This is a genomic window from Leisingera sp. SA32 (assembly GCF_056033425.1).
On sequence record NZ_JBVYHB010000003.1, the window covers coordinates 251,871 to 274,699 of the forward strand.

26 protein-coding genes are annotated in these 22,829 nt (G+C 61.5%); 24 read left to right on the forward strand and 2 right to left on the reverse strand.

Annotated elements, in window-relative coordinates; all coding sequences use genetic code 11:
- Positions 1–3: 3 nt before the first annotated feature.
- Genes AC0IPL_RS06335 through AC0IPL_RS06345 form a run of 3 tightly spaced genes read left to right on the forward strand, consistent with a single transcriptional unit; the run spans position 4 to position 1,258 of the window.
- Complete coding sequence (locus AC0IPL_RS06335) at positions 4–267, forward strand: DUF2312 domain-containing protein (RefSeq protein WP_474272862.1); 264 nt, start codon at positions 4–6, stop codon at positions 265–267.
- Positions 268–274: 7 nt separating this feature from the next.
- Positions 275–688 carry a DUF1064 domain-containing protein gene (locus AC0IPL_RS06340; RefSeq protein WP_474272864.1) on the forward strand — a complete coding sequence of 138 codons (414 nt, stop codon included), beginning with the start codon at positions 275–277 and terminating at the stop codon, positions 686–688.
- Between the two features lie 3 nt (positions 689–691).
- Positions 692–1,258 carry a hypothetical protein gene (locus AC0IPL_RS06345; protein WP_474272867.1) on the forward strand — a complete coding sequence of 189 codons (567 nt, stop codon included), beginning with the start codon at positions 692–694 and terminating at the stop codon, positions 1,256–1,258.
- Between the two features lie 297 nt (positions 1,259–1,555).
- Here AC0IPL_RS06345 and AC0IPL_RS06350 read toward each other — a convergent pair whose 3' ends face one another.
- Positions 1,556–3,790 (reverse strand): S8 family peptidase, encoded by a 2,235-nt coding sequence (locus AC0IPL_RS06350; protein ID WP_474272869.1) that lies wholly within the window; start codon positions 3,788–3,790, stop codon positions 1,556–1,558.
- A 4-nt stretch (positions 3,791–3,794) separates the two neighbouring features.
- Positions 3,795–4,892: an AAA family ATPase gene (locus AC0IPL_RS06355; RefSeq protein WP_474272872.1), complete on the reverse strand. Its 1,098-nt coding sequence runs from the start codon at positions 4,890–4,892 to the stop codon at positions 3,795–3,797.
- Positions 4,893–5,106: 214 nt separating this feature from the next.
- On the opposite strand from AC0IPL_RS06355, the gene AC0IPL_RS06360 reads away from it, so the two are divergent.
- From AC0IPL_RS06360 to AC0IPL_RS06460, 21 genes are all read left to right on the forward strand, one after another.
- Positions 5,107–5,355, forward strand: coding sequence for a hypothetical protein (locus AC0IPL_RS06360; protein WP_474272875.1), 249 nt, complete (start codon positions 5,107–5,109; stop codon positions 5,353–5,355).
- 42 nt (positions 5,356–5,397) lie between these two features.
- Positions 5,398–6,129 carry a lysozyme gene (locus AC0IPL_RS06365; RefSeq protein ID WP_474272877.1) on the forward strand — a complete coding sequence of 244 codons (732 nt, stop codon included), beginning with the start codon at positions 5,398–5,400 and terminating at the stop codon, positions 6,127–6,129.
- Positions 6,126–6,569, forward strand: a complete 444-nt coding sequence (locus AC0IPL_RS06370) for a bacteriophage spanin2 family protein (protein ID WP_474272879.1) — start codon at positions 6,126–6,128, stop codon at positions 6,567–6,569. The genes AC0IPL_RS06365 and AC0IPL_RS06370 overlap by 4 nt, the downstream gene beginning before the upstream one ends.
- Before the next feature lie 121 nt (positions 6,570–6,690).
- Positions 6,691–7,239: a terminase small subunit gene (locus tag AC0IPL_RS06375; protein ID WP_474273196.1), complete on the forward strand. Its 549-nt coding sequence runs from the start codon at positions 6,691–6,693 to the stop codon at positions 7,237–7,239.
- The gene (locus tag AC0IPL_RS06380) at positions 7,236–9,182 is read left to right on the forward strand and encodes a phage terminase large subunit family protein (protein ID WP_474272881.1); all 1,947 of its coding nucleotides are present in this window, start codon (positions 7,236–7,238) and stop codon (positions 9,180–9,182) included. The genes AC0IPL_RS06375 and AC0IPL_RS06380 overlap by 4 nt, the downstream gene beginning before the upstream one ends.
- Positions 9,183–9,195: 13 nt before the next feature.
- On the forward strand, positions 9,196–9,720 hold the full coding sequence (locus AC0IPL_RS06385; RefSeq protein WP_474272884.1) for a hypothetical protein: 525 nt from the start codon (positions 9,196–9,198) through the stop codon (positions 9,718–9,720).
- On the forward strand, positions 9,717–11,318 hold the full coding sequence (locus AC0IPL_RS06390) for a phage portal protein (protein ID WP_474272886.1): 1,602 nt from the start codon (positions 9,717–9,719) through the stop codon (positions 11,316–11,318). The genes AC0IPL_RS06385 and AC0IPL_RS06390 overlap by 4 nt, the downstream gene beginning before the upstream one ends.
- On the forward strand, positions 11,245–13,323 hold the full coding sequence (locus AC0IPL_RS06395; protein WP_474272888.1) for a phage major capsid protein: 2,079 nt from the start codon (positions 11,245–11,247) through the stop codon (positions 13,321–13,323). The genes AC0IPL_RS06390 and AC0IPL_RS06395 overlap by 74 nt, the downstream gene beginning before the upstream one ends.
- A 68-nt stretch (positions 13,324–13,391) precedes the next feature.
- Positions 13,392–13,622 (forward strand): hypothetical protein, encoded by a 231-nt coding sequence (locus tag AC0IPL_RS06400; protein WP_474272891.1) that lies wholly within the window; start codon positions 13,392–13,394, stop codon positions 13,620–13,622.
- A complete protein-coding gene (locus AC0IPL_RS06405) occupies positions 13,622–13,933 on the forward strand; it encodes a head-tail joining protein (protein ID WP_474272893.1) in 312 nt (103 codons plus the stop codon). The genes AC0IPL_RS06400 and AC0IPL_RS06405 overlap by 1 nt, the downstream gene beginning before the upstream one ends.
- 4 nt (positions 13,934–13,937) lie before the next feature.
- Positions 13,938–14,486: a phage tail protein gene (locus tag AC0IPL_RS06410; RefSeq protein ID WP_474272895.1), complete on the forward strand. Its 549-nt coding sequence runs from the start codon at positions 13,938–13,940 to the stop codon at positions 14,484–14,486.
- A gap of 3 nt (positions 14,487–14,489) precedes the next feature.
- Positions 14,490–15,026: a hypothetical protein gene (locus AC0IPL_RS06415; protein WP_474272897.1), complete on the forward strand. Its 537-nt coding sequence runs from the start codon at positions 14,490–14,492 to the stop codon at positions 15,024–15,026.
- Entirely contained in the window at positions 15,023–15,448 is a 426-nt protein-coding gene (locus tag AC0IPL_RS06420; protein WP_474272899.1) for a phage baseplate assembly protein V, read from the forward strand. The genes AC0IPL_RS06415 and AC0IPL_RS06420 overlap by 4 nt, the downstream gene beginning before the upstream one ends.
- A complete protein-coding gene (locus AC0IPL_RS06425; protein WP_474272901.1) occupies positions 15,448–15,738 on the forward strand; it encodes a PAAR domain-containing protein in 291 nt (96 codons plus the stop codon). The genes AC0IPL_RS06420 and AC0IPL_RS06425 overlap by 1 nt, the downstream gene beginning before the upstream one ends.
- Positions 15,739–15,833: 95 nt before the next feature.
- The gene (locus AC0IPL_RS06430; RefSeq protein ID WP_474272903.1) at positions 15,834–16,541 is read left to right on the forward strand and encodes a hypothetical protein; all 708 of its coding nucleotides are present in this window, start codon (positions 15,834–15,836) and stop codon (positions 16,539–16,541) included.
- A 70-nt stretch (positions 16,542–16,611) separates the two neighbouring features.
- The gene (locus AC0IPL_RS06435) at positions 16,612–16,950 is read left to right on the forward strand and encodes a GPW/gp25 family protein (protein WP_474272906.1); all 339 of its coding nucleotides are present in this window, start codon (positions 16,612–16,614) and stop codon (positions 16,948–16,950) included.
- Complete coding sequence (locus tag AC0IPL_RS06440; RefSeq protein ID WP_474272909.1) at positions 16,950–17,816, forward strand: hypothetical protein; 867 nt, start codon at positions 16,950–16,952, stop codon at positions 17,814–17,816. Before AC0IPL_RS06435 ends, AC0IPL_RS06440 begins: the two co-directional genes overlap by 1 nt.
- A complete protein-coding gene (locus tag AC0IPL_RS06445) occupies positions 17,809–19,077 on the forward strand; it encodes a phage tail protein I (protein WP_474272911.1) in 1,269 nt (422 codons plus the stop codon). Before AC0IPL_RS06440 ends, AC0IPL_RS06445 begins: the two co-directional genes overlap by 8 nt.
- The gene (locus tag AC0IPL_RS06450) at positions 19,077–21,347 is read left to right on the forward strand and encodes a hypothetical protein (RefSeq protein WP_474272913.1); all 2,271 of its coding nucleotides are present in this window, start codon (positions 19,077–19,079) and stop codon (positions 21,345–21,347) included. The genes AC0IPL_RS06445 and AC0IPL_RS06450 overlap by 1 nt, the downstream gene beginning before the upstream one ends.
- 9 nt (positions 21,348–21,356) lie before the next feature.
- Positions 21,357–21,983: a hypothetical protein gene (locus AC0IPL_RS06455; protein WP_474272915.1), complete on the forward strand. Its 627-nt coding sequence runs from the start codon at positions 21,357–21,359 to the stop codon at positions 21,981–21,983.
- Complete coding sequence (locus AC0IPL_RS06460; protein WP_474272917.1) at positions 21,983–22,828, forward strand: glycine-rich domain-containing protein; 846 nt, start codon at positions 21,983–21,985, stop codon at positions 22,826–22,828. The genes AC0IPL_RS06455 and AC0IPL_RS06460 overlap by 1 nt, the downstream gene beginning before the upstream one ends.
- Position 22,829 lies beyond the last annotated feature (1 nt).

A 22,829-nucleotide genomic window follows, 5' to 3' on the forward strand; every position in this document is an offset into this window, starting at 1 on the left:
CCCATGGACATCAGCGAAGACGAGAAGAGCGAAAACTACCGCGTGACCGCGGCCGAGCTGCGGCAGTTCATCGAGCGCTTCGAACGCTTGGAGGAAGAAAAGAAGACCATCGCCGAACAGCAGAAAGAGCTGATGGCAGAAGCAAAAGGGCGGGGTTACGACACCAAGGTGATGCGCAAGATCATCGTACTGCGCAAGCGCGATCAAAACGACATCGCCGAGGAAGAGGCAGTCCTCGAAATGTACAAAGAAGCGTTGGGCATGTGAGGGCGCCATGACAGATCGATTGACGGCAGAGCAGTACCGCAAAGAGCTGGAAGGCGCACAGGGGCAGGACAAGCGCCGTGTGCGGGGAACACAGCGCACCACCACTGCAGACGGTATCACCCATGACAGCAAGACAGAGGCCCAGCGATGGGCGGAGTTGCAGCTCATGCAGGCGGCAGGGGAAATCTGCGGATTGCGCCGTCAGGTGGATATCCCCCTGCATGGCCGGGATGGTCCCATCATGACGGACAGCGGCAAGCAGCAGCGCGTTTACCGGGCTGACTTCACCTATGTCGACAAGCGGCTTGGCTGCGCGGTGATCGAGGACCGCAAGGGCCATGAGACCGATGTGTTCAAGCTGAAGCGTGCCATATTACTTGCCCAAGGTATGGAGATCCTGGTGACCAAGGCGAAGGGCTGACCCATGGGCAAGGTCGAGGATCTGAAAGCGGAAATCAAAATGCTTCGCGGACTTCTGGATCAGTCGCAACGCGCTGGGCGCCCAGCGCCGCAACGCCCCGCCCCGGCGGAGGTGGCCGCCCAGCTAGATCTGCCCGATGTAGTGCGCTATCCACTCGCTGACTTCGCAGAAGGCAGGGGGCGCCATGTAAGCCTGCCGGAGAGCGTGACAGAGATCGCCGAGGTCATCGGCCGCGGGCTTGCTGTTCGCCTGGTAGAAGGCACACGCCCCCGGGGCAAACGCCGGTGGCGTCGGCAGCTCTACGTTCCTGCCGAGATCCCCGAGGCACACCGGATTGTTTCGATGATCGGTTTGGACGCTGCCCGCCGCCTGAGTTTCAGCCATGGGAACTGCATTCTCGAGCTGCCAGCATGCCACGCACTGCGCAAAGCGTATCTGGCAGACCACGCGTTGCGGCAGTGGGATGCTGGGGCCACCCTTAGCGAGATCGCGCAGGAAATGGGCATCGAGCAAAAGACAGCGAAAGCGTTGCTGGATGCGGCCGACTATTGGCGCAAGCGGTTGGGGTAGGGAGATTGCAATGCCAGGCATTTGGATGCCGCCACGTTTCTCTTTGGCAGAAGGTTGGAAAGGCAGGCGCGTGCTCTATCTCCTTCGGCGGCGTCGTTATCGATGTGGAAAGAGAAATGCCGCACTTCTACCGGTTGGCCAGAATGCGCCGGAGAATTGTGCAGGAGTAAAAAGTAGATGGCGGCGCGCCCGGAGCTGGGACACAACTGCGATGGCGGAGAGCATAAGGCCCCGGCGATGCCAGGGCCCCAACAGTTGAAGCGAAAACCGCCTACCGATGTCGCGGCAAAATAACTTTTACACACGAACTGGGATATCTAGGCGGGGTTCGAGTGGGCGCAGTCTGCCAGCATAAGCCTGCAGAATGCTGTCATAAAGCTCCACATTCCCTTTTTCCGTCAATGTAATCGCGAGGGCATATGGAACGGAATCTTTGCGTGACGCGTTTTGACCGCGTACTCTGGTAAGGTGTTCCACATCAAATACTGGTTTGTCCAGTGTCGATGCTCGAAATCTTTTGCTGCTTCTCAAAACAGATTCCCACCTATGAGCATCGTCGCGAAGAGATTGCTCGGTTTCGAATAAGGAAGAGTTGCCAAAGAACGGTTTTGTCGGGTGTTGCTTCCTTTCTGATCCGTTAGAATTGAATCCAGGGTGACCGGCAGTCTTGGGGCGGAAAGAGATCCCAGCGCCGGTTCTTGTATAGTTGATTGAATCTTCTGGATCTGTATCGGTAGCGATAACAAAAGTTGCGCGAATTTCTACGGTTTTACTGAAGCCTGAAGATGGCTGAGGAATGTTGAACCTCATGTGTCTGCTGGGTTCAAGTGTTCCCTGGTAGAGTATTGTTGCTTGGTCGTCGTTGCAGGTCATGAGGCTGTCAAAGGAGCTTGGGATGCAGCCCCAGCCGACGCTCTTTTGATCTTTTCCAGCGTCTGTAGCGTGATGTATTAGTAATGCCTTTAGCGCTGTAGCACCTATTTGATCTGAAAATTCAGTGATTAAACAGGAAGCCGCCCGCGAAACTGACGGCGCGGCAAAGCTTGTTCCCATTATCCCTCTGGATTTCTTGTCAATCCCGCAGGCGATAAACGGCTCTATATCGCTTCCGCCGAATGCTACTACGTCAGGTTTGACCAAGCCCGGGCTTCTGCCAGGCCCAACCGCGCTATATGCTGCCCTAGTCCATGTTTCAGAGTTGCTATCCCTTGAGCCGACCGCAAGAACATTAACTCCGTCGCTGGCTGGCTGAATCCTATTCAGGCCAGAGGCGTCATCTAGATCGCCGTTGTTTCCTGCCGCGACTATAACTAGACATTCCCCGTTCGACGCAAATCGATCAAGTCGGCTTGTCCACAGGTGAACCTCGTCGTCAAGCATTGCTTCATCTGGGCCGAGCGAAAGGTTCACAATATCATATTTGTTCTGGCTCAGCACATCCATTATTCTATCTAGGGTGGAGCTTAGTTCGAAATCGTCCTCTTGGCCGTCAAGAACCCGCCAGTGATCGACACGGCTGAAAGGTCTTGGACAGCCTGTAACACGGGTGAGAGATCCAAACAGCGCGGCTGATGTAACTTGAACGCCATGTTCTAGGAAGCTCGGGTGTGCAGGGCCGGAGCCCGGAGCGGTATAAGAGTTCACCGCATCTTGGAAAGGATGATCTTCTGGCAAGCCGCCATCTAGAATTGCCACATGGCAGTGGTCGCTGTGGGGAGTAATGTCCGATAGTTCAACGTCTTGGTTAAGAGGGAAGGTTGTCGATTCGCTATCTCTCAGGGCGAGTTTTGGCATGCGTCTGACGACGCGCGTAAAGGAAAACTGGGCCAGTTTCGAAATGAGTTTCTTTTCGGACCTAATGCCTAAGAAGGTGAGGCCGCCGACACGATGAACGTGATGAAGCGTCAGGTCAGGATCTACTACTTTTGCCCAGTCTCGGAATGCTTCAAGCATTCCCGTCTCTGGAGACGCTTCTTCGCCTCCGGTATGAATAACGAACTCCCATGCGAGGCGCCCGGTCTGATCGCTATCACGAACTCGGATTCTCTCTGCTCCTAGCGGTCGTACTTCTTCGATCTTGCGAAAGTCGTTTCGAACGAGTTCGTCGTTCTCGAAGTGTCCCGATGAAGGGGAAAGTTTCGCCAAGTCTTTGCGCCTGCCTGCAATGAATAACTCAGGGGCAACTAACTCTTGCCCCTTTTTTCTAGAGTCAACATACGTTCTGGGTTTTATTTTTCGTTCACGGCTGCCAACTTTTCGTAAGCCAAGTGATCTTAGTAGGGCTGCAGGATGATAACTTTTTGCCAAGAAGGACGGGTGGAGGGTAATTGCCACAACTGCTTCGTCGTGCGGGCATGCTTTTCGGGGGAGGTCGGAAATTGACCTAATTGTGGTTTGGATATCACTTCCAATGGCTTCTACTACTTCATCGTAGTCGTAAGGAAGAGACTTATCTCCAAATCCCGAAGCAAGTTTTACAGGTCCTGCTAAGCTTTCACCTTGGCCGATAATGTAATTCTTTCTGGACGCCACGATCTCACGCCTCCTGTTCTATTGTTTTTCTAATTGTATCTCTGGCTAGTCCGGTTAGGGATGAAATTTCTCTTTGTGATGTTCCGGATTTCGACAGAGTTACTGCAAGTTTCTTCAATGCTTGCTTCGAGGCCGGTTTCCGGTGCTCCGAAAGTGTTTCTATAATAACTTTTTCGATGGGGATTTCAAACACCACAGAACGCCGCCGTGCCCTATTTATCTCAGAGAGAACTTCAGCAGATGATTTTCCTTCCATGATGATAGTTATAGCTTCAACCCAAGCTTCAGGGAGGGTTCCGTGAAGCGCGCCTTCTATCAAAGGTTTAAGCACGTCCCTGTTAGGGAGCGGGAAGTTGACGACTGTATCAAAACGGCGCCACATTGCTTTGTCAATCAGCTCCGGGTGGTTCGTCGCAGCAATGAGGAGGCTGTCGTTCGGCCATTGGTCGACCTCTTGCAAGAGGACAGTGACAAGGCGTTTTAGTTCTCCGATATCTCCCTCGTCATCTCGGCGTTTTGCAATTGCGTCAAACTCATCTAGTAAAAGGATGCCCTTCTCTGCTTTCGCATACTCAATTGCAGACTTTAAGTTCGCTCCAGTCTTTCCGAGGAGGGAAGACATGACAGTTGAGAGGTCTAGCACAAAAAGGGGCAAGTTTAGTTTGGCTGCAACCCAGCGAGCGGTCATAGTTTTCCCGACTCCGGGTGCGCCAGTCAGTAGAGCGGTGCGGGCTGGTGTTAGCCCAGCTTCGGATAATATCTGATATTTTTCCCGTTCCAAAACAACCTGTTCGATTGCTTGTCGCGTTGTTTCGTCCAGCAAGGGCATTTTTGCCTTGACGCTAGGCTCCTCGGTCCTCAACAGGTTGAAGCGTGTATCGCTGTCGGTAGGTTTTTTGGTGGGAGGGGTTTGCCCCCTTACCAATCTTTCAGTCGGTTGCGCTGACAGCACTTCGCTAAGTTCAGCGGCAGTATCTGGGGCGTCAGATAGAAACCGTTTATGTAGTTGACGCGCCATGCTCCGTAGTGATGCCGTGTCATTCGCCAGACCAAGGCGAGTAATTTGGACTACTTTTGACCTTAAAAACTTAACTTCGTCCATTCTTCGACCTCTAGCCTTGTCATGCTTGCCTGCTTGGCGAGTAGTAGCTTGGACTAGTTTGGTGGGCAAGGGTCGTATTTCGCCCATCTTGGGTCCGATGAACATACATCTCCGCATGTTCTTTCCGCAAGGATGCTTTTAGGCGGTAATTCCGCCAGAGGCCATCAATCTTACATCGCGCGACTTTGCTTAAAACGAGCACAAGGGCGCGCGCATGACGCTTATCGAACGCATTGAACAGGCTTCGACCGGTCTGGCGGTCACAGTGCTGGCTGCAGCCAGCTCCGGCGGGCTCTGGCTGGTACGGCGTATCTTCACAAACCAGCAGCAGATCGAGCTCTTGCAGCGCGAGATCGAGGTGCGGGACGAACGCCGCGACGAAGACCGCGAGGCGTTGGCCGAGGTGCGCCAGGACGTGCGCGAGATGCGCGGCGAGATCCGCGAAATCCTTCATCGGAAGTGACCGGGCAAAGCCCCTGTGTCGGGGTGAAAGGAGAGAACTGCCATGAACCTCACCAAAAACTGGAAACAAACAGTCAAAGGCGCATGGTCGGTGCGACTGATCGCCCTGGCGTGCATTCTGTCGGCTGTGCCGGTGTTTGTCTCGCTGGTGTCGCCGGGCCTCTTGGGCATCGACCCCATCGTCTTTGCCGCCCTGGCCGCCCTTGTGAACGCAATGGCGATCCCGGCGCGGCTGATCGCGCAGGCGGGCTTGTCTGAGGTGCTGCGAGAGTTCCGGGCCGATGACAGCGGTGCGGTGTCCCGGCGCAGCGCCGGCGTCTTGGGCGCTGGCGGCGTGGCGCTGGCCGCAGCGGTTACCTTCATCGGGCAATGGGAGGGGCTGCGCACAACGGCTTATCAGGACGTCGTGGGCGTCTGGACGGTCTGCTATGGCGAGACCAAAGGCGTGAAGCCGGGCGACCAGCACACTGAGGCGGAATGCGACCAGATGCTCGCGCGCGAGATCGGGCGCTATGAGGCCGCATTGGACCGCTGTCTGACCGCCAATGTGCCGGTCGGCATGAAGATCGCGCTGGTGTCCTGGACCTACAACGTCGGGGCTGGGGCGGCCTGCCGGTCGACGCTGGTGCGCAAAGCCAATGCGGGCGACCTGGTCGGCGCCTGTCAGGAGCTTCCACGCTGGAACCGGGCCGGTGGCCGGGTGTGGCGGGGGCTTACAAACCGGCGTCTGTCTGAGCGCAACATGTGCCTTGAAGCGGTCGCAAAGGCAGCATGATGCGCTGGCTGCCTTGCCTCTTTCTCTGCCTGGCTTTGGCGTCCTGTGGAACGCTCGCCGGAAAACTGGCGGGCGCCATCGGCGGCGGGCCGAACCTGGCGGCGAATGTGCAGGCCGGGCGCACCAATGCCCAGGCGGTCGGGCAGGCCGAGTTTTCCGATCAGCGCATCACCCGGCCGCAGGCGCGCAGCATCGAGCAAAGCACGGGCCGCACGGGCGTGCGCAGCGACAGCGTGCAGACAATCGTGGTGCATGAAGAGCCGCGGCCTTGGTTGCTGCTGGTTGCCTTGGCTGGCTGGCTGCTGCCGACGCCTGCGCAGATCGGCGGCGTGGCTGCGTCAGGTGTCAGCCGCATGCTTTCGCGGGTCCTTCCTAGGGGGGAACGCCATGTGGGTATGCAGATGCGCAAAAAATCATTTGTGCGTGGGGCCGGGGGGTAGGGTTGTTTATTATATAGATCGCGCAAGCTGCTGACGAAAAACGACAAATTCGACTGAGAAAGTAAAGTTGCGAGTTCTCGGCCCGTTTGGGCGATGTTTTTTAGGATGGGCGCAAGTGGCTGTGAATAAAAAGAAAACACGGGGCAGAGAAGTAAACCGCGCAGATCTCGCGGAAATCAATGGTGTGTCGCTGCCGACCGTCGACGAGTGGGTGCGCCGCGGCTGCCCGGTGGTGCAGCGCGGCGGGCGCGGCCGGGCGTGGAAGTTCAACACCGCCGAGGTGCGCAGCTGGCGCGATGATGACATCCGGGCGCAGGCCGACCACGGTCCTAGCGCCACCAAGGAACAGCTGATCCTGCGCAAGCTGGCGGCTGAGACCGAACAGGTTGAGCTGGACCTTGCCAAGGCCAGGGAACAGGTGGTGCCGGTCGAGCAGCTCGAACGAGCCTTGCAGAAGGCTTTCGGCGAGGTGAGGGCGGGCCTGCGCAACGTGGTGCCGAGCCGGGCCGCCCGGCGCCTGATCGGCGAAACCGACGAAACCGCCTTCAAGGAAGTGTTGCTGGAAGAGGTTGACCAGGCGCTGACCGCTCTGGCCGACAATGATCTGATCTTCGAGGAAGATATCGAAGGCGGCGAGGACGAAGAGGACGAGGGGGCGAAAGGTGAGTGAACGCCCGGGCTGATTTTTCCAATGCCCGCGCGATCATTCGCGCATCGCGACGGGCCCGCGCTTTTCTGCGGCCGCCGCCCAAGCTGAAGCCTTCGGAATGGGCCGAGGCGAATATTCAGATCCCGGTCGGCAATGCCGTGCCGGGCCCGCTGCGTTTCGACAATGCCCCTTATCAGCGGGAGGTGGTGGACATGACCGCGGATCCGCGTTGCGAGCGGGTCACCCTGATGTGGGGGGCGCAGGTCGGCAAGACGCAGACGGCGCTGGCGGCGCAGGCCTATCGGATTGCTTTCGACCCGGTGTCGCAGATGATGATGCAGCCGAGCCAGGGCGATTTGACCACCTGGCTTGAAACCAAGTTCAATCCGCTGGTCGACGCCAATACCGACATGCAGGAGCTGATCGCCAAGCCGCGCGGGCGGGATGGCGTCAACAACCAGCGCATGAAGAGCTATCCCGGCGGGTTTCTCATGTTCAGCTGGTCAGGGTCGCCGAAGACCATGCGCGGCCGGTCGGCGCCGTTCATCGTCTGCGATGAGACTGATGGCTATGACCGCACCCAGGAAGGCCACCCGGTGGGGCTGCTGTGGCAGCGGGCGGCGACCTTTGGCGACCAGCGACTGCTGCTGGAAATCAGCACGCCGACGCTGAAAGGCGCAAGCTGGATCGAGACCGCGTTTCTGGAAGGCGATCAGCGGCAGTTCCATGTCGCCTGTCCGCACTGCGGCCATGTGCAAACCCTGAAATGGTCGCAGGTGGATTGGGACAAGGACGAAGACGGCCAGCATCTGCCGGAGACGGCGACCTACCTCTGCGAGGGGGAAGGCTGCGGTACTGCCTGGAATGACGGTGAGCGGGTGGCGGCGATCCGCAATGCTGAGCGCGAGGGCGGCGGCTGGATCGCAAAGAAGCCGTTTCGTGGTCATGCCTCCTATCACCTGTCCGAGCTGTACAGCTGTTTCCGGCGGCTGAAAGACATCGTGCAGTCTTTCCTCGACAAAAAGGCTGCGGGCGATCTGCAGACATTCGTGAACGTGTCGCTTGCCGAGACCTGGGAAGAGGAAGGCGATAGGCTCGAGGCTGGTGTGCTGATGAAGCGGGCGGAAGAGTTCGCGGCACCGGTGCCGATGGGGGCAGGTGTGCTGACGGCTGGCATCGACATGCAGACCGACCGCCTCGAGGTTGAGGTGGTGGGCTGGGGATTGGGCGAAGAATCCTGGTCGGTCGATTACCGGACCTTGTGGGGCGACCCGCTGCTTCCGGATGTCTGGCAGGAACTCGACGATCTGCTGTCGGAGACCTGGACCCATGAAACGGGAACTGAGCTGCGGATCTCTGCCGCCTGTCTCGATACCGGCGGCACCACCGGCGGCTATACCCAGGCGGCCTATGATTACGCCCGCAAGCGGCTGGGCCGGAAGGTGTTTGCGATCAAGGGGGTTGGCGGCTGGGGACGCCCGATCGTCACCGCGCCGACGAAGATCCGGCAGCGTGGCGAGCGTCCTGTACATCTGCACCCGATCGGCGTGGACGAGGCAAAGGTCGTTGTGGCGCAGCGCGCGCGGATCTCGGAGCCGGGCAAGGGGTATTGTCACTTCCCGCTTGGGCGTGATCCGGCCTGGTTCGACATGTTCACGGCGGAGGCGCTGCGCACCCGCTTTGTGAAAGGTTTCGCCGTGCGGGAATGGCACAACGTCCGCCCGAGAAACGAGGCCTTTGACTGCCGCGTCTACGCCTATGCCGCGCTGCGCATCTTGAACCCCAACATTGCCCGCCTGGTGCGCGGCTTGGAAGAGCAGGGCCAGGAGGTCGAGGACACCCCTGCGGATCAGCCTGATCCGGTGCCAGATGGAAAACCGCCAGAGGCACCAGAGGCGCCGAAAGGCGAGCCTGCGAAAAAGCGCGGTTGGGCGGCCAAGCGGCGTCGGCGGCGCAGGCACTGAATAGGGCGAGAACGTGGGCGGAATTCCAAAGGAAATCGGGGCGGGGCTGACCTTCCGCGCAGTGGTTGAGCTGCCAAGCCTGCCAGCGCCAGAGTGGTCGCTGACCCTGCACCTGCGGGGCAAGTCGGTTGTCGATCTCGCCAGCAGCGCCGAAGGGGGCGACCATCTATTCGAGGCCGCTGCCGCGGTTACAGCGGCTTGGCAGCCCGGGCGCTATGCCTATGAGATCCGGGCGACGGATGGCTCGGACGTGCGCCGGGTCGAACGTGGCGAGCTGATCATCGCCCCGGATCTGTCGGCGCATGGCGAAAACTTCGACAGCCGGGATCATGTTCAGAAAGTGCTGGATGCGATCGAGGCTGTGATCGAGAATCGCGCGACCATCGATCAGCAGAGCTACCAGATCAACAACCGGTCATTGCAGCGCACGCCGCTGAGCGAGTTGCTGCAGCTGCGCGCCCGCTATCGTGCCGAACTCGCCGCGAAGAAGAACGCGCGCCGGGGCTTTGGCCGCGTCTTCAAGGTACGGATGCGATGATCAGAAACTGGTTCAAGCCTTCAGCGCCGGTCGAGGCGCAGCAGGACCGCCGCACGCCGCCGATGCTGACGGCGCCGCGCCGCCGGGGGCAGCGCATGTTTGCCGCGGCTGAAACAGACCGCATGACCAGCGGTTGGACCAACACGCCCATGCCTGCGGATCAGATCATCCGCCGCAATTGGCGGGTGCTGGTGGCGCGATCGCGTGAGCAGGCAGCCAACAACGGCTATGCCAAGGCTTTCAAGGCGAGCGCGCGCCGCAATCTGATCGGGCAGAAGGGATTGGTGCTGCAGGCGCAGGTGTCCGAAGCGGACGGCAAGCCAGACGCAGGCGCAAACAAGGCAATCGAGGCGGCATGGCTGAACTGGTGCAAGGCTCGCAACTGCGATGTGAAGGGCCGCCGCACTTTCCGCCAAATTCAGAAAACTCTGGTGAACGGGCTTTGCACCGATGGCGAGTTCATGGTGCGTCTGGTCTATGGGCGCGATGCCGGGCCTTGGGGCTTTGCGCTGCAGGTGCTCGATCCGGTTCTGTGCCCGGTGGATTTCGACGAGGAAAAGCGGCCCGGCGGGCGCTTCATCCGGGCCGGGATCGAATACAGCAAGATGGGCCGCCCCCTGGCCTATTATTTCACCACGCTGGACTCGTCGCAGGCGGATTACCACTATTCAGGTCGGGCGTTCATCCGGGTGCCAGCCGACGAGATCATTCATTGGTTTGAAGAGGATTTCGTGGGCCAGAAACGGGGCTTGCCCTGGATGGCCACGGCACTTTTGCGCATGCGCCAACTGGGCGAGTTCGAGCGCAGCGCCCTGAACAACGCTCGCGAAGCTGCCAACACGGTCGGCGTGATCGAGTGGGATGAGGGCTATGGCCCGGCGATCGAGGAAGGCGAGGAAGGCGAAACCTTCGAAGAAATCGAATTCGAAAGCGAGAGCGGAATTTACCATCAGATGCCTCTCGGCGCGCGCATGAAAAAGGTGGAAAGCCAGTATCCGAATGGCGAGCTGGCAGTGTTCTCCAAGCATATGCTGCGCGGCGCGGCGTCTGCGCTCGGGGTTGCCTACAATGATCTGGCGAATGATCTGGAAGGTGTGAACCTGTCAAGCATCCGGCACGGGGTGCTGAGTGAGCGCGACCAATGGCAGGAATTGCAGGAAAGCCTGATCGAGGCCTTCGCGTTGCCGGTCTATGAGCAATGGTTGGCGCATGCGCTTCTGAGCAACCGTATCACCCTGGACAACGGGTCACCGCTGCCCGCGGCCAAGCGGTCGAAGTTCATGGCGGTGCGGTTCCAACCGCGGCGCTGGCAATGGATCGATCCGGCCAAGGACGTGAAGGCCGACGCGGAGGCCGTCGACAATCTGTTCAAGTCCCGCGGCCAGGTGATCCGCGAACGCGGCCGCGACCCGCGTGAAGTCTACGGCGAAATCGCCGCCGACATCGCTGCCATGCGGGAGGCCGAAATACCCGAAAACGTCATCGAGGCGTTGATCACAGCAAAATCCAAAGGAGGGCAGGGCAATGGCCCAGCAGCCGACCCAAAAGCCGGAACCCCCGAAGACGGAACCGGAGAAGGAAATCCGAACACCGGCTGATCTGGTCGGGCGCACCCTGACCCGAGGGGTCACGCCGGAACAGATCAATGCACGGGCCGAGGGCGGTCTGCGCCGGGCCGGTGAAGTTCGCGAGATCGATCAGGAAAAGCGCACGGTTGAGCTGGCGTTTTCCAGCACGACGCCGGTGCGGCGCTGGTTCGGCGATGAAGTGCTGTCGCATGAGCCCGAAGCTGTCCAGCTCGACCGCCTGCTCGACGGTGGCGCGGTTCTGGTCGGGCACGATTGGGATGATCAGATCGGTGTCGTCGAAAGTGCGCGCATCGATGCGGATGGCGTCGGCCGGGCGGTGGTGCGGTTCGGCCGCAGCCCGCGCGCTGACGAGATCTTTCAGGACATCATCGACGGCATTCGGCGGCATGTGTCGGTTGGCTACCGGGTGATGAAGATCGAAGAGGAACACCGCGAGGCGGAGCCGAACCTGGTGACCGTCACGCGCTGGGAGCCCTACGAGATCTCGATCGTGCCGGTTCCGGCTGACCCCAGCGTCGGGGTGGGACGGGAGTTGGAAATTCCGCCAGAGGGCGGCGGCCCCGTAGAACGGCAAGCTGCGGGAGAAGTTACGGGCGCGGAAACCCGGCCCGCGGATACTCAGAAAAGGGATAGTGAGATGAAAACGATCATCACCCGCGACGCCGAGGGCAATCTGGTCCGGGCGAAAGTGGACGCAGACGGCAAGATCGTCGAAGTGATCGAGGTGCTTGAGCGTGCTGGAGAGGCCGAGACTGCAATCGTGCAGCGCGCACAGGAGCAGGAAGCGACCCGCGTGCGCGAGCTGACCGAGCTCGGCCGCGAATACAACGCGCCGGATCTGGCAAGCCAGATGATTTCGGAACGGCGCGGCGTTTCTGAGATGCGCGAGCGTCTGCTCGATCACCTGCACCAGCGCAGCACCGAAAATCGCCAGATCAGCGAGCGCGGCGGCATCGGTCTGACCGATGGCGAGGCAGAGCAGTTTTCCTTCTTGCGGGCAATCCGCGCCCTGGCCAACCCATCCGACCGGTCGGCGCAGGAGGCGGCCGCCTTTGAATTCGAGGCCTCGGACGCCGCTGCGGATGCCCAGGGCCGGGATGCCCAGGGCATCATGGTGCCGATGGAGGTGCTGATGCGTGCGCCGCTGAACACCGGCAGCGGCGGCGCCACTGCGGCGGATACCGGCGGGAACACCATCGCAAATCCGCTGCTGACCCAGAGCTTTATTCAGATGCTGCGCAACCGCACGATCCTGCTGCAGCTTGCAATGCCGCTGATGGGGCTGGTGGGCAACCCTGATATTCCGACCCAGGAAGGCGGCGCGACCGGTTACTGGATCGGCGAAGACGACGAGGCCGCCGAGGATCTGCTGAGCCTCGGGCAGCGCCAGTTCTCGCCGAAGACCGTTGCGGCCTATTCCGAGATCACCCGGCGCACCCTGAAACAGTCCAGCATGGATATCGAGGCGCTGGTGCGCAGCGATCTGGCACTGGCCCTAGCGACTTCGCTGGATCTTGCGGGCTTCTATGGCACGGGCACCGGCGATCAGCCGCTGGGGATTGCCAACACCAACGGCGTCAACGTGGTCGATTTCGGCGGCGCTGCTTCGGGCGGCGGCACGGCCCTGCCGACCTGGGCGGAGGTGATCGAGATGGAAAGCCAGATCGCCGCCGCCAACGCCGATGTGAACCGGATGGCCTATGTGCAAAACGCCAAGATGCGCGGCCACTTCAAGAGCACGCAGAAATTCTCCGGCACCAACGGGGCGCCGATCTGGGAGAGCGACAACACCGTGAACGGCTATCGCGGCGAAGTCACCAACCAGATTCAGGATGGCGATGTCTTCCACGGTGATTTCGGCAACGTCCTGGTCGGCATGTGGGGCGGGCTCGACATCACCGTCGACCCCTACACCCACAGCCGCCGTGGCCGCCTGCGCATCGTCTGCATGCAGGATGCGGACTACGTTCTGCGCCACCCGGCAGGCCTCTGCTACGGCACCGACGCCAGCTAACCCGCAGCGATATTTCGTCCTGGCCGATTGTGGCCCGGGCGCTTTCTCCTGGAAGAGGACAAGAGACTATGAGCGACCAGAAAAAGCCCCAGAAAAAGACCTACACCGTCACCAGCGCATTCGTCTGGGATGGCGGGATCAAGAAACCCAAGGATACCGTCGAGCTGACCGCGACCGAAGCCCATGGCCTGATCAAGCGCGGCAAAGTCGAAGCGCCGGGCGCGGCCAAGGGCAAGGCGCCTGCAACCAAGAAGGCACCGGCAGCCAAGCAGGATGAAGGCGAGGGCGGCGCAAGCTGATGCCAGCACCTTCCTGGGAAGATGCTGACGCCTTCCTGCAGCTTGATGATTTCGCCGTCGAGGTGAGCGTCACGCCGCAGGGGGGCGTTTCCCGTACCATCCGGGGCATCTTCGACGACCCGTATCTGAACGCCCAGCTCGGCGAGTATGAGGCCGACGCCAGCGACCCGCGCCTGACCTGCAAGGAAACGGACGTGGCCGATCTGGCAGAGCAGGACCAGGTGCAGATTGGGGCGAAAGTCTATTACCTGCTGACCGCGCCGCAGCCGGATGGCACCGGCTTTGCGGTGCTGCGCATGGCCGAGGACTGAGGCCATGCTCGCCTTTGACTTCGATGCACGGGAATTGAAACGCATCGCCGATGAGTTTGAGGCGAGCGAAAAAGACCTGCGGTTCGCCTATTCCCGCGCGTTGCGCCGCACTGCGCAGACCATGAAGACCCGCGCCCGCAAGGGGCTGCGCACTGAGCTGCAGCTGCGCACGGCGGCAGAGCTGCGCAAGCGCCTGCAGGGGTTTAGGTTCAGTCACGGCAAGAGCCTGGGCGAGGTGCGCATGTGGTTCGGTCTCAACGATATGCGCGTGTCTGCCTTCAAGGGGCGAGCCCTGCGCACTGGCGGCGGTGCCCGGTATGGTGGGCAAGATTTCCCGGGGGCATTTGTCGGGCGTAACTCGAAGGGGCGGCCGACCGTGATGCGCCGGGCAACGCAACGGGCCTATCCCATCAAAGAGGAACGCATGCCGATCGAGGACAAGGCGCAGATCTTCATCGAGGACGAGGTGTTCGACGAGATTGAAGCGGTGTTCTTCAAGAACTTCCGGGCCGAGGTGCGGGCCCGCACGATCTACGGCGTGGGGAAAGGATAAGCTATGGCCGACAATCTCGACCTGGATCAGCTGCATGACGCGATCAAAGCCGAGATCAGCGCACAGTTTCCGGCGCTGGCATCTGTCGAAGATTACGGGGCACCGCGGAAGTCCCTGCAGCTGCCCGCGGTGCTGATCGAGCTGGTTGACATGGAAATCGACCCGGAGAGCGATCCGGGCACCGAACAGCTGCCTGCGGTATCGAAATGGGTGGCGCGGGTGGTGATGAGCTTCCGCACCGTGAAGGTCGAGCGCGAGATCCGCAAGCTGGCCGGGGCGCTGGGGGTGCTGGTGCAGCAAAACCGCTGGGGGCAGCGCGTGAGCCCGGCGCAGGTGACCTATATCGGGCCGGATGGATTTGACCCTGAGTTCGACAAGTTCGAGGTCTGGGCGGTCGAGTGGGATCAGCAAATTGACTTGGGGCAAAGCGTCTGGACCGGGGAAGGCGCCACGCCGGAACGGGTGATGATCGGTTTCGCGCCCGACATCGGCCCAGGGCAGGAACCTGATTACACCGAGATCGACGGGGGTGGCGCATGAGCTATGGAGCGGCGCGCAATGAGCAGGCGCGCGAGGGCATCGTGCGCTTTGGCGTGGTGACGGCCGTGGATGCAGGCACCGCCCGCGCCAAGGTGAGCTTTGGCGGTGAAAGCGAGAGCAACTGGCTTCCCTGGCTGGCAGAGCGCGCGGCTACTATCAAAGTCTGGGCGCCGGTGGCCATCGGCGAGCAGGTGGTGGTGCTTTCTGAATCTGGCGACACCGCGCAGGGCGTGATTGTCGGATCGGTGTTCAGCGCCAGCAACGCAGCGCCATCCGGTGACAGGGCAGAACACTTGCTGCAGCTAGGGGCTTCGTCGATCAGCGTGAAAGATGGCGCAATCGTCATTTCGTCCAACGGTTCGACCATCACCATCGACGCCGGGGGCATCAAGCTCAATGGCGCCCGGATCGATCTGAACTGATGCCCGCTGTCACCAGAAAAGGCGATCTTTGCACTGGGCACGGCTGTTTTCCGCCCCGGGCTTCGACAGGCGGCAGCGGCAGTGTCTATGTGAACGGCATTCCTGTTCACCGCCAGGGCGACAGCTGGGCGCTGCATGGCTGCAACCTGTGTCCGCCGCATGGGGGGGCTCTGGCATCTGGCTCCGGAACGGTCTTGGCTAATGGCAAGCAAATAGGCCGGATCGGTGACCCGGTGGATTGCGGGTCATCCGTGGCCAGCGGTTCCGGCAACGTCTTTGTTGAAGGTTGATTGTCTGTCCTTAGACTGAAACAGTCACGCAATATCGCTTCTCTCGTTTGGCGGTTTGCTCTACGAGGCGTTGTAAGCCATAGGGAGAGTGAATAGTGGGGAAGTTTTGCGCTAGAGATCCGTTGTTTGACTGCGGGGTGCTGATTGGAGAAGCTCCAATAGTCGACGACCAATTAATTAAGAACTTGCTTCCGGATGACGTTTTTCCAATATCTGTTCTGGCGGCGGTTGTCTTGTTTGTAGTGAAGGAAGTCTTCGAGTTTATTCGTAGAACTCGCGCTTCATCAAAACATGTGAAAATATACAAGACGCTTATATGTGAAGAACTTCAAAAGTTGAAATGGCGCACTAAAGTTGCTGCGGAGCTTGCGGTGGATTATGAAGAGCAAGCTTGTTCCGGAAAGTTCAGTGTAGAATTGGAAGATCTTGGAAAAGAGCGGTTTTCGATCAAAGTTTCAGACAATGTTACCGGGGAACTTGTAACAGGGCGATCTTTTGGAGTCCCGACAACAGAGGTGTTTGAACCTCTTATGCTAGCCTTGACTAAGGAAAGGCCAGGTATGCTGGACGATCTATTGGACGTTCAGACCGCGATCACGCAATCCGAGCATATCGTCCGAACATATATCAATCAGGTGAGAGAGATCTCGAATAATGGAAATAGCGCAGAATTGTACAAATCTCTCGCAGTGGGGTATAGGGAGTACGCACTGCGAGAACTAAACGAATGTGACAAAGCAATGGGTGCACTCTTCAAAAAGTTTGATGGTCGCGAACTGGAAGGCAATCATAAAGTTCGCTGACGCTATCGAATTTTGGCGTTAGGAAAACCGCCAGAGGGCGGGCGGCTGCCCGCGCGGCCATGATCGCCGCATGATTGGCATCGACGCATCCACAGGAACAGAACTCTCCGGCCTGGCGCATCTGCGGCAGTCGGTGCGGGATATCCTGACCACGCCCATCGGCACCCGCGTGATGCGCCGGGACTACGGCAGCCGTCTTTACCGGCTGGTTGATGCGCCCATGAATGATGCCACCCGCCTCGACATGATGGCGGCCACCTATGAAGCACTCGAGACCTGGGAGCCGCGGCTGCAGGTCGAGCAGGTGTCGGTGGAAATGCCCGAGCCGGGCGGCATCGTGATCGCGCTCGAGGGGCAATATCTGCCGACCGGTAAGCCGGTCACGCTCGACGGCATCGAGGTGCGCTGATGGCTGAAGGTCTGATCGATCTGTCGCAGCTCACCCCGCCGAGCTACCGCGCGGAACTGGATTTCGAGGCGATCCTTGCTGCGCGCATGGCCCGGTTGAAAGAAGCCCTGGATGCGGCGGGCATCCGCTTCGATGCGGACGCGCTGGAAAGCGAGCCAGTCAAAATCCTGCAGGAGGCCGACGCCTACCGGGAGCTGCTAGCGCTTGGGGCGCTGAACGACGCCTATCTGTCGACGCTGCTGCCTTTCGCCACCGGTGCGGATCTTGATGCGCTTGGCGTTTCACTGCACCTGTTGGCCCGCCTGCCGGATGAGACCGATGCGCGCTATCGCCGCCGGATCTCCCTGGCGTCGGAACAGAGAGCCGGGGGGCGGCTGAGCGGTTATATCGCCGAAGCCCTGATGGCCTCGCCGGAAGTGACTGATGCCGGGGCTTATGTGGATCGATCGACCGGCGCGCCCATCGTGCGCGTGCCTGTCATGGGGGCGGAGAACCCGCCGCCGCCCGAACTGGTCTCGGCCGTGCAGGCCCATCTAAACCGCGAGGACGTGGGCCAGGCGACCGACGTGCTGATCGCCGAGCCGGTCGCTGTGCAGCCCGTGAGTGTGGTTGTGGTTCTCGAGCATCTGGCCGGGCCCGATCCTTCCGTTCTGGCCGCCCGCGCGCGCACCGCGATTGAGCAGGTGATCGCGCGGCGCAGGACGCCCGGGCGCGACCTGCCGCGATCTGCTGTGATCGCTGCCGCCGCGGTCGAAGGCGTGGAACGGGTGCGCTTGGACAGCCCGGCGGCTGATGTGATCGCCGGGCCAAGCGGGCTGATCGAGGTTTCCACGCTCGACATCAGCACGGTGCGCGTCGATGGTTGAAACGCTTCTGCCCCATAACGCAACGCCATTTATGCGCGCCGTCGAAGCGGTCAGCGGCGCCCGCTGGGAGTTGGGCAGCGAGGGGCTGCCTGGCACCCTGAACCCCTGGACGTGCCCGGCCGACCTGCTGCCGTGGCTGGCGCAGACCCGCGGTGTCGATTTCTGGTTTGAGGATTGGCCGGAGGCGACCAAGCGCCGCGCGATTGCCGAGGCGCCGCGCCTGCAGCGACTTAAAGGCACAATGGCGGCCGTGCGCGGCTATCTCAGCCTCGCCGGTGCGGAGGTGACCTATATCCGGGCGCCTTCCGACCTGGCGTTTGCGGGCGGCCTGACGCCGGAGCAGCGCGCCGAATGGCTGGGGCGGCTGCCACAGCTGCGCGCCTATCCGTTCCGCGATACGGTGCAGACCGGCGCGGCCCTGGCGGATGGCGAGAGCGCGGCCGGAGACGAGCAGGCGCCGGGCGCTTTCATGTCGCTTGACCCGGCGCAGGGGGCAGTCGGCGAACGGCTCTATATCTGGCGCCAAGGCGTGGAAACCGCGCTGACGGTGCTGGATGCTGAACGGGCGCCGTGGAGCCGCGGCGGCTGGATCACGAAAGTGACGGCGGTGGAGCCGGGCGAGGGGGCCGAAGGTGCCTTTGCGGACGGTGCGGCCCGGGCCGGTGAGCAGCACGACCCAGGCGGCCTTGCCGGTGCTGATCCGATGCAGGCGCGCGCCTTCACCGTGTCGCTGCGCAGCGATGGCACCATGCAGCCCATCGAGCTGACGGCGCGCACCGCAGACGCTGTTTTCGAAACCGTTTTCGAGCCCTTTGAACCGCAGCCCGGTGCGTCCTTCGCCGATCATGCAGTCGCGACCACCGGCGGCACCTGCGCGGGCGCGGATCAAGCGGCCGCCCATGTCTTCCGCCGCACCTATCTGGCCGACCCGGCCGTTGCCGTGCCGTCTTTTGCAGAGGGCGCGCTGCCATCGGAGTATATCGCCAACTGCCAGCCGGTGACCGCTGTGCTGGGCGTGGATGTCGGCCGCGCCGCGCAGCCCGGTGACATGTTCAATGACGGCGGCATGACAGGCGGCTTTCTGGGCCGCGACGGCTCCGACCCGGCGCTGTCCCGGGCGGTCGAGGCTGTGCGCCGCGCCCAGGGCGGCACCGACATTTTCGTGATCGACAGCACCACATTCACGCCGGTGACTGCGGGCGATGCCCCGCGCGCCGGTGACGGCATTACCGCAGGACACATGATCAAGAGGTATCACTAATGGCAACTGCAGTGCAGCGGCGCGTTCCTTACTCGCTCAATCAATTCATCAATTTCGCGGACCTCAACAAGTTCGGGGTCTTTGCGGTGGAAGGCGACGACGCCCTCGGCCTCGATATCGTCGGGCCGGATGCGGCCTGGACGGCGATTGCGGCCCTTCAGGAGAGCGCCACCTCGGTGCGCATCAATTTCGGGCGGCTCTGGCTCAACGGTAAATTCTACGGCGATCCGGACAAGGACACCGAGGTCGTGTCGCTGGTGACCGCATTGCCGACCAGCACCAAGAAGATCGTGACCATCGTGGGCACCGGCGCGGAGGTCGAGGCCAAGCACGAGCCGCGGTCGTTCAAGAACTCTGAGACCGGCAATGTCGAGCCGCAGACGATCCCGACCGAGATCCTGCGCAAGGCAGCGTTCTCCTATGTGGCAGGCACCGAAGCGGCCACGCCCATCGCGCCTGCGCTGGATCCGAATTACATCCCGATCGCGAATGTGACGCTGGGCGTCGCAGGCATTGAGAAGATCGATCTGCTGACCGATTACCGCCTGCCGACGCTGCAGGGCATGAATGCCCGCATGATCTCGATCGAGAAATTCCGGCTCGCCATCGGCACCCGGGTCGAGACGCTGGCCTCTGACCTTGCAACCCTGCAGGCCGATATCGGCCAGCTGAACGCCCCGGCCGTGCGCCAGACGCAGCGCCGCCTGGCGGAGCTGGAAGACAAACTGGGGATCGACGAGGACGGGCTGCTCTACGGCTTCGACCGCATGCTGACCGAGGACGAGAGCGACACCGCGCATGGCGACTATGATGCCCGGATCGAGGAAGGCCTGCGTTTCCCCTTCGCGGCCAGTGCCGAGAAGACCCCGGCGCTGCTGAACCCGGGCGATCCGCGCCTGACCACGGTTTCGGGGTGGAGCCTACCGCCGTTTGCAGAGGTGGCGCGGCTGGATACCTGGGGGCAGGGCGTCTCCGTCAATGTCGCCAGCTACCAGTATGCCAATACGGATTTCTCGATCTATGCGGGCGGCAAGCGCCGCCGCCGCTATGGTCCCGGCATGGTGGTGGCCGGAAGCAGCGATTTCTGGCAATCGGCGCAATACAGCGTCAATTACCTGACCAAGACGTTCAACACCGGCGCCGACAACTATCTGATCACCGATGAATGGACCGAGGACGGCGTCACCTACTACCGCCTGCAGCAGTACTGGGACGACAAGATCAAATACTGGAACGGCTACCAGGCGATCACCCCGACCACGCAGGGCGGCTACCTGGTCGGCCAGACCTTCCTCAATGCGCAATCCGGCTGGCTGACCAGCATCGGGCTGCGTTTCGGCAAGGTCGATGACGGCTATGGCGTCAAGGTCTATCTCTGCCGCGCGCCGAATGGCGAGCCGGATCCGACCCAGATCATCGCCGAAGGCAGCATCGCCGCGGGTGAGGCCAAGGCCTCGCAGGGCGATCCTGATCCCGGTGTCGAGAACAAGGTAACGCTGACCCCGGCCTTCCTGAACGCGGGCGAGCGGTATGGCATCATCCTGGTGACCGGCGGCGATTATGCTGTCGCAGCCCGGGCCGACAACGCGCTGACCAATGGCGCATTGTTCATCGGCGACGGTGCGGCCTGGTCGGTCGATCTGGGCAAGGACATGGCCATGCGCCTGTATTTCGCCGAGTTCGAAGTCGCCTATACCGCGGTTCAGCTGGAAACCGTGACCCTGTCGGGCGGCATCACCGACATCGACATCATTTCGACGGAGCATGTGCCGGAAGGCTGCGAGCTCTATTGGATGGTGCGGTTCGATGGCACCTGGCACCGGCTGGAGAAGGTTGCGGGCACCCACCCGCTAGCAGCGGCCCCGGCCACGGTCGAGTTGCAGCTGGTCATGGTGGGCACGCGCGACATCATGCCCTCGATCAAACTGCCCGACACGGTGCTGCGCCTGAACAAGGGCGGCGGCAGCTTCACACACCTCTCGGAGGTGCGGGACGCGGGGAGCGCCGCGGCCTCGGTGCGGGTGGAGCTGGAAATCGCCGCCTGGGATGCGGGCAAGCACAGCCTGACCGCGACTATCGAATCCGGAGGCAACAGCGATGCGCCGGTCAGCTCGGCCGATTACCCGCTGCCGAACGGCAATATCCGCCGGGTGATGGCGTTCACGCTGACCGCGCCGTCGCAGACCTACCAGGTGAAGCTGGTGGGCTCGACCTCGGACATCGCGGCGCCGTTTGTCGTGGCCTCGCGCTACGATCTGGCGAGCGCGTAAGGGGGTGCCATGAGCCGGGCACTCACAGACCTGTTCCCTGTCGGGCCGGATACCCGGCTCGATCCGGAATTCTTCAACGGGCTGATCCGCGAGGTCGAGTCGCGGATTGCCGACCTGCAGCTGCTGAAACAGGGGCTGGAAGCGGCCATCGGGCAGGCGCAGGAGATCGCGCTTGCCCGGGTGAACGACATCATCGGGCCTGCGCAGGCGGAGCTGACCTCGCGGCTTGAGCAGGCGCAGGCGGCGCTGACGTCCACTGAAGACCTCTTGGGGCAGCTGAATGGCGAGCAGTTCGACATTGCGCAGATCACGGGCTTGCAAGATGCCCTTGACGCGTCTGCCGCTGCAGTAGCCGGTGCTAACAGGTTTACCGCCAAATCTGCGGCCTATACCGCCAGTGCGGGCGAAAAGATCGCTGCCGATGTCACGGGCGGCGCCTGGCAACTGGATCTGCCTGCCACACCTGCTGCGGGTGATGCGGTGACGGTCGCTGTGATCGATGGCGACGTGACCGCGAATAACCTCACGATCAGCGGCAACGGCAAAACCGTGCAAGGCGATGCGGCGCTGATCGTGGATGTCGCGCGGGCGACCGTGACCCTGATCTACACTGGAACCGAATGGAGGATTGGCTGATGCCCAACCTTTCTGATCTTGTGGGCGGTGGCGGTGGCGGTGGCTTCGAGCTGATCGACAGCCAGACGTTCACTACCTCCGGCACCTGGACCAAGCCTTCGGATGCCGCAGACGACGATATTGTTGTCATTGATATGTGGGGCGGCGGCGGCGGCGGAGACTCCTTGCACAATACCAGCCAAGGGGGCGGCGGTGGTGGGGGCGGCGGTTTCGCCCGCGTTGTGGCGAGGGCCGCTGCTCTTTCCGCTTCTGAAACCGTGGCCGTGGGCGCGGGCGGCGCTTCTACGTCTGATAACACCACGCCGGGTAACGGGGGAGACTCCTCTGTAACCATAGGGTCAAAGTCTGTTGGCGTCTCTGGCGGCCGTTGGGGGTCTGCAACTGGCGGCGGCCATGGGGGGCAGGACAAGCAGCACATTCACGGCGGCATGATCGACAGCTCCGGTGAATACTCTGTCAATAAGTACAGCGGCGCTTTCGACAAAAACGGTGGTTCATACGGGTCTGGGCTGGTCAACGCCACCAGAGGCGGCGGCGCTGGCGGTGGGTACAGCTCGGGCGGAGCCATAAAGACTGGCGGCAACTCGGTCTGGGGCGGCGGCGGCGGCGGAGGACGCGCAACCGGGGATACGACAGCCTATGCAGGCGGCGCGTCGGTGTATGGCGGCGCTGGCGGCGCATCAGCCAGTTCTGACGGCGGGAATGCTGAAGACGGACAGGCTCCGGGCGGCGGTGGTGGGGGCACCAATAACTACGGAACGTCAGGCGCTGGCGCGCGCGGCGAGGTCCGCATCTACGTCGTCCGTGGTGCCATTCCCCCTGAAGATTTCGTGTTTGAGGTTTGAT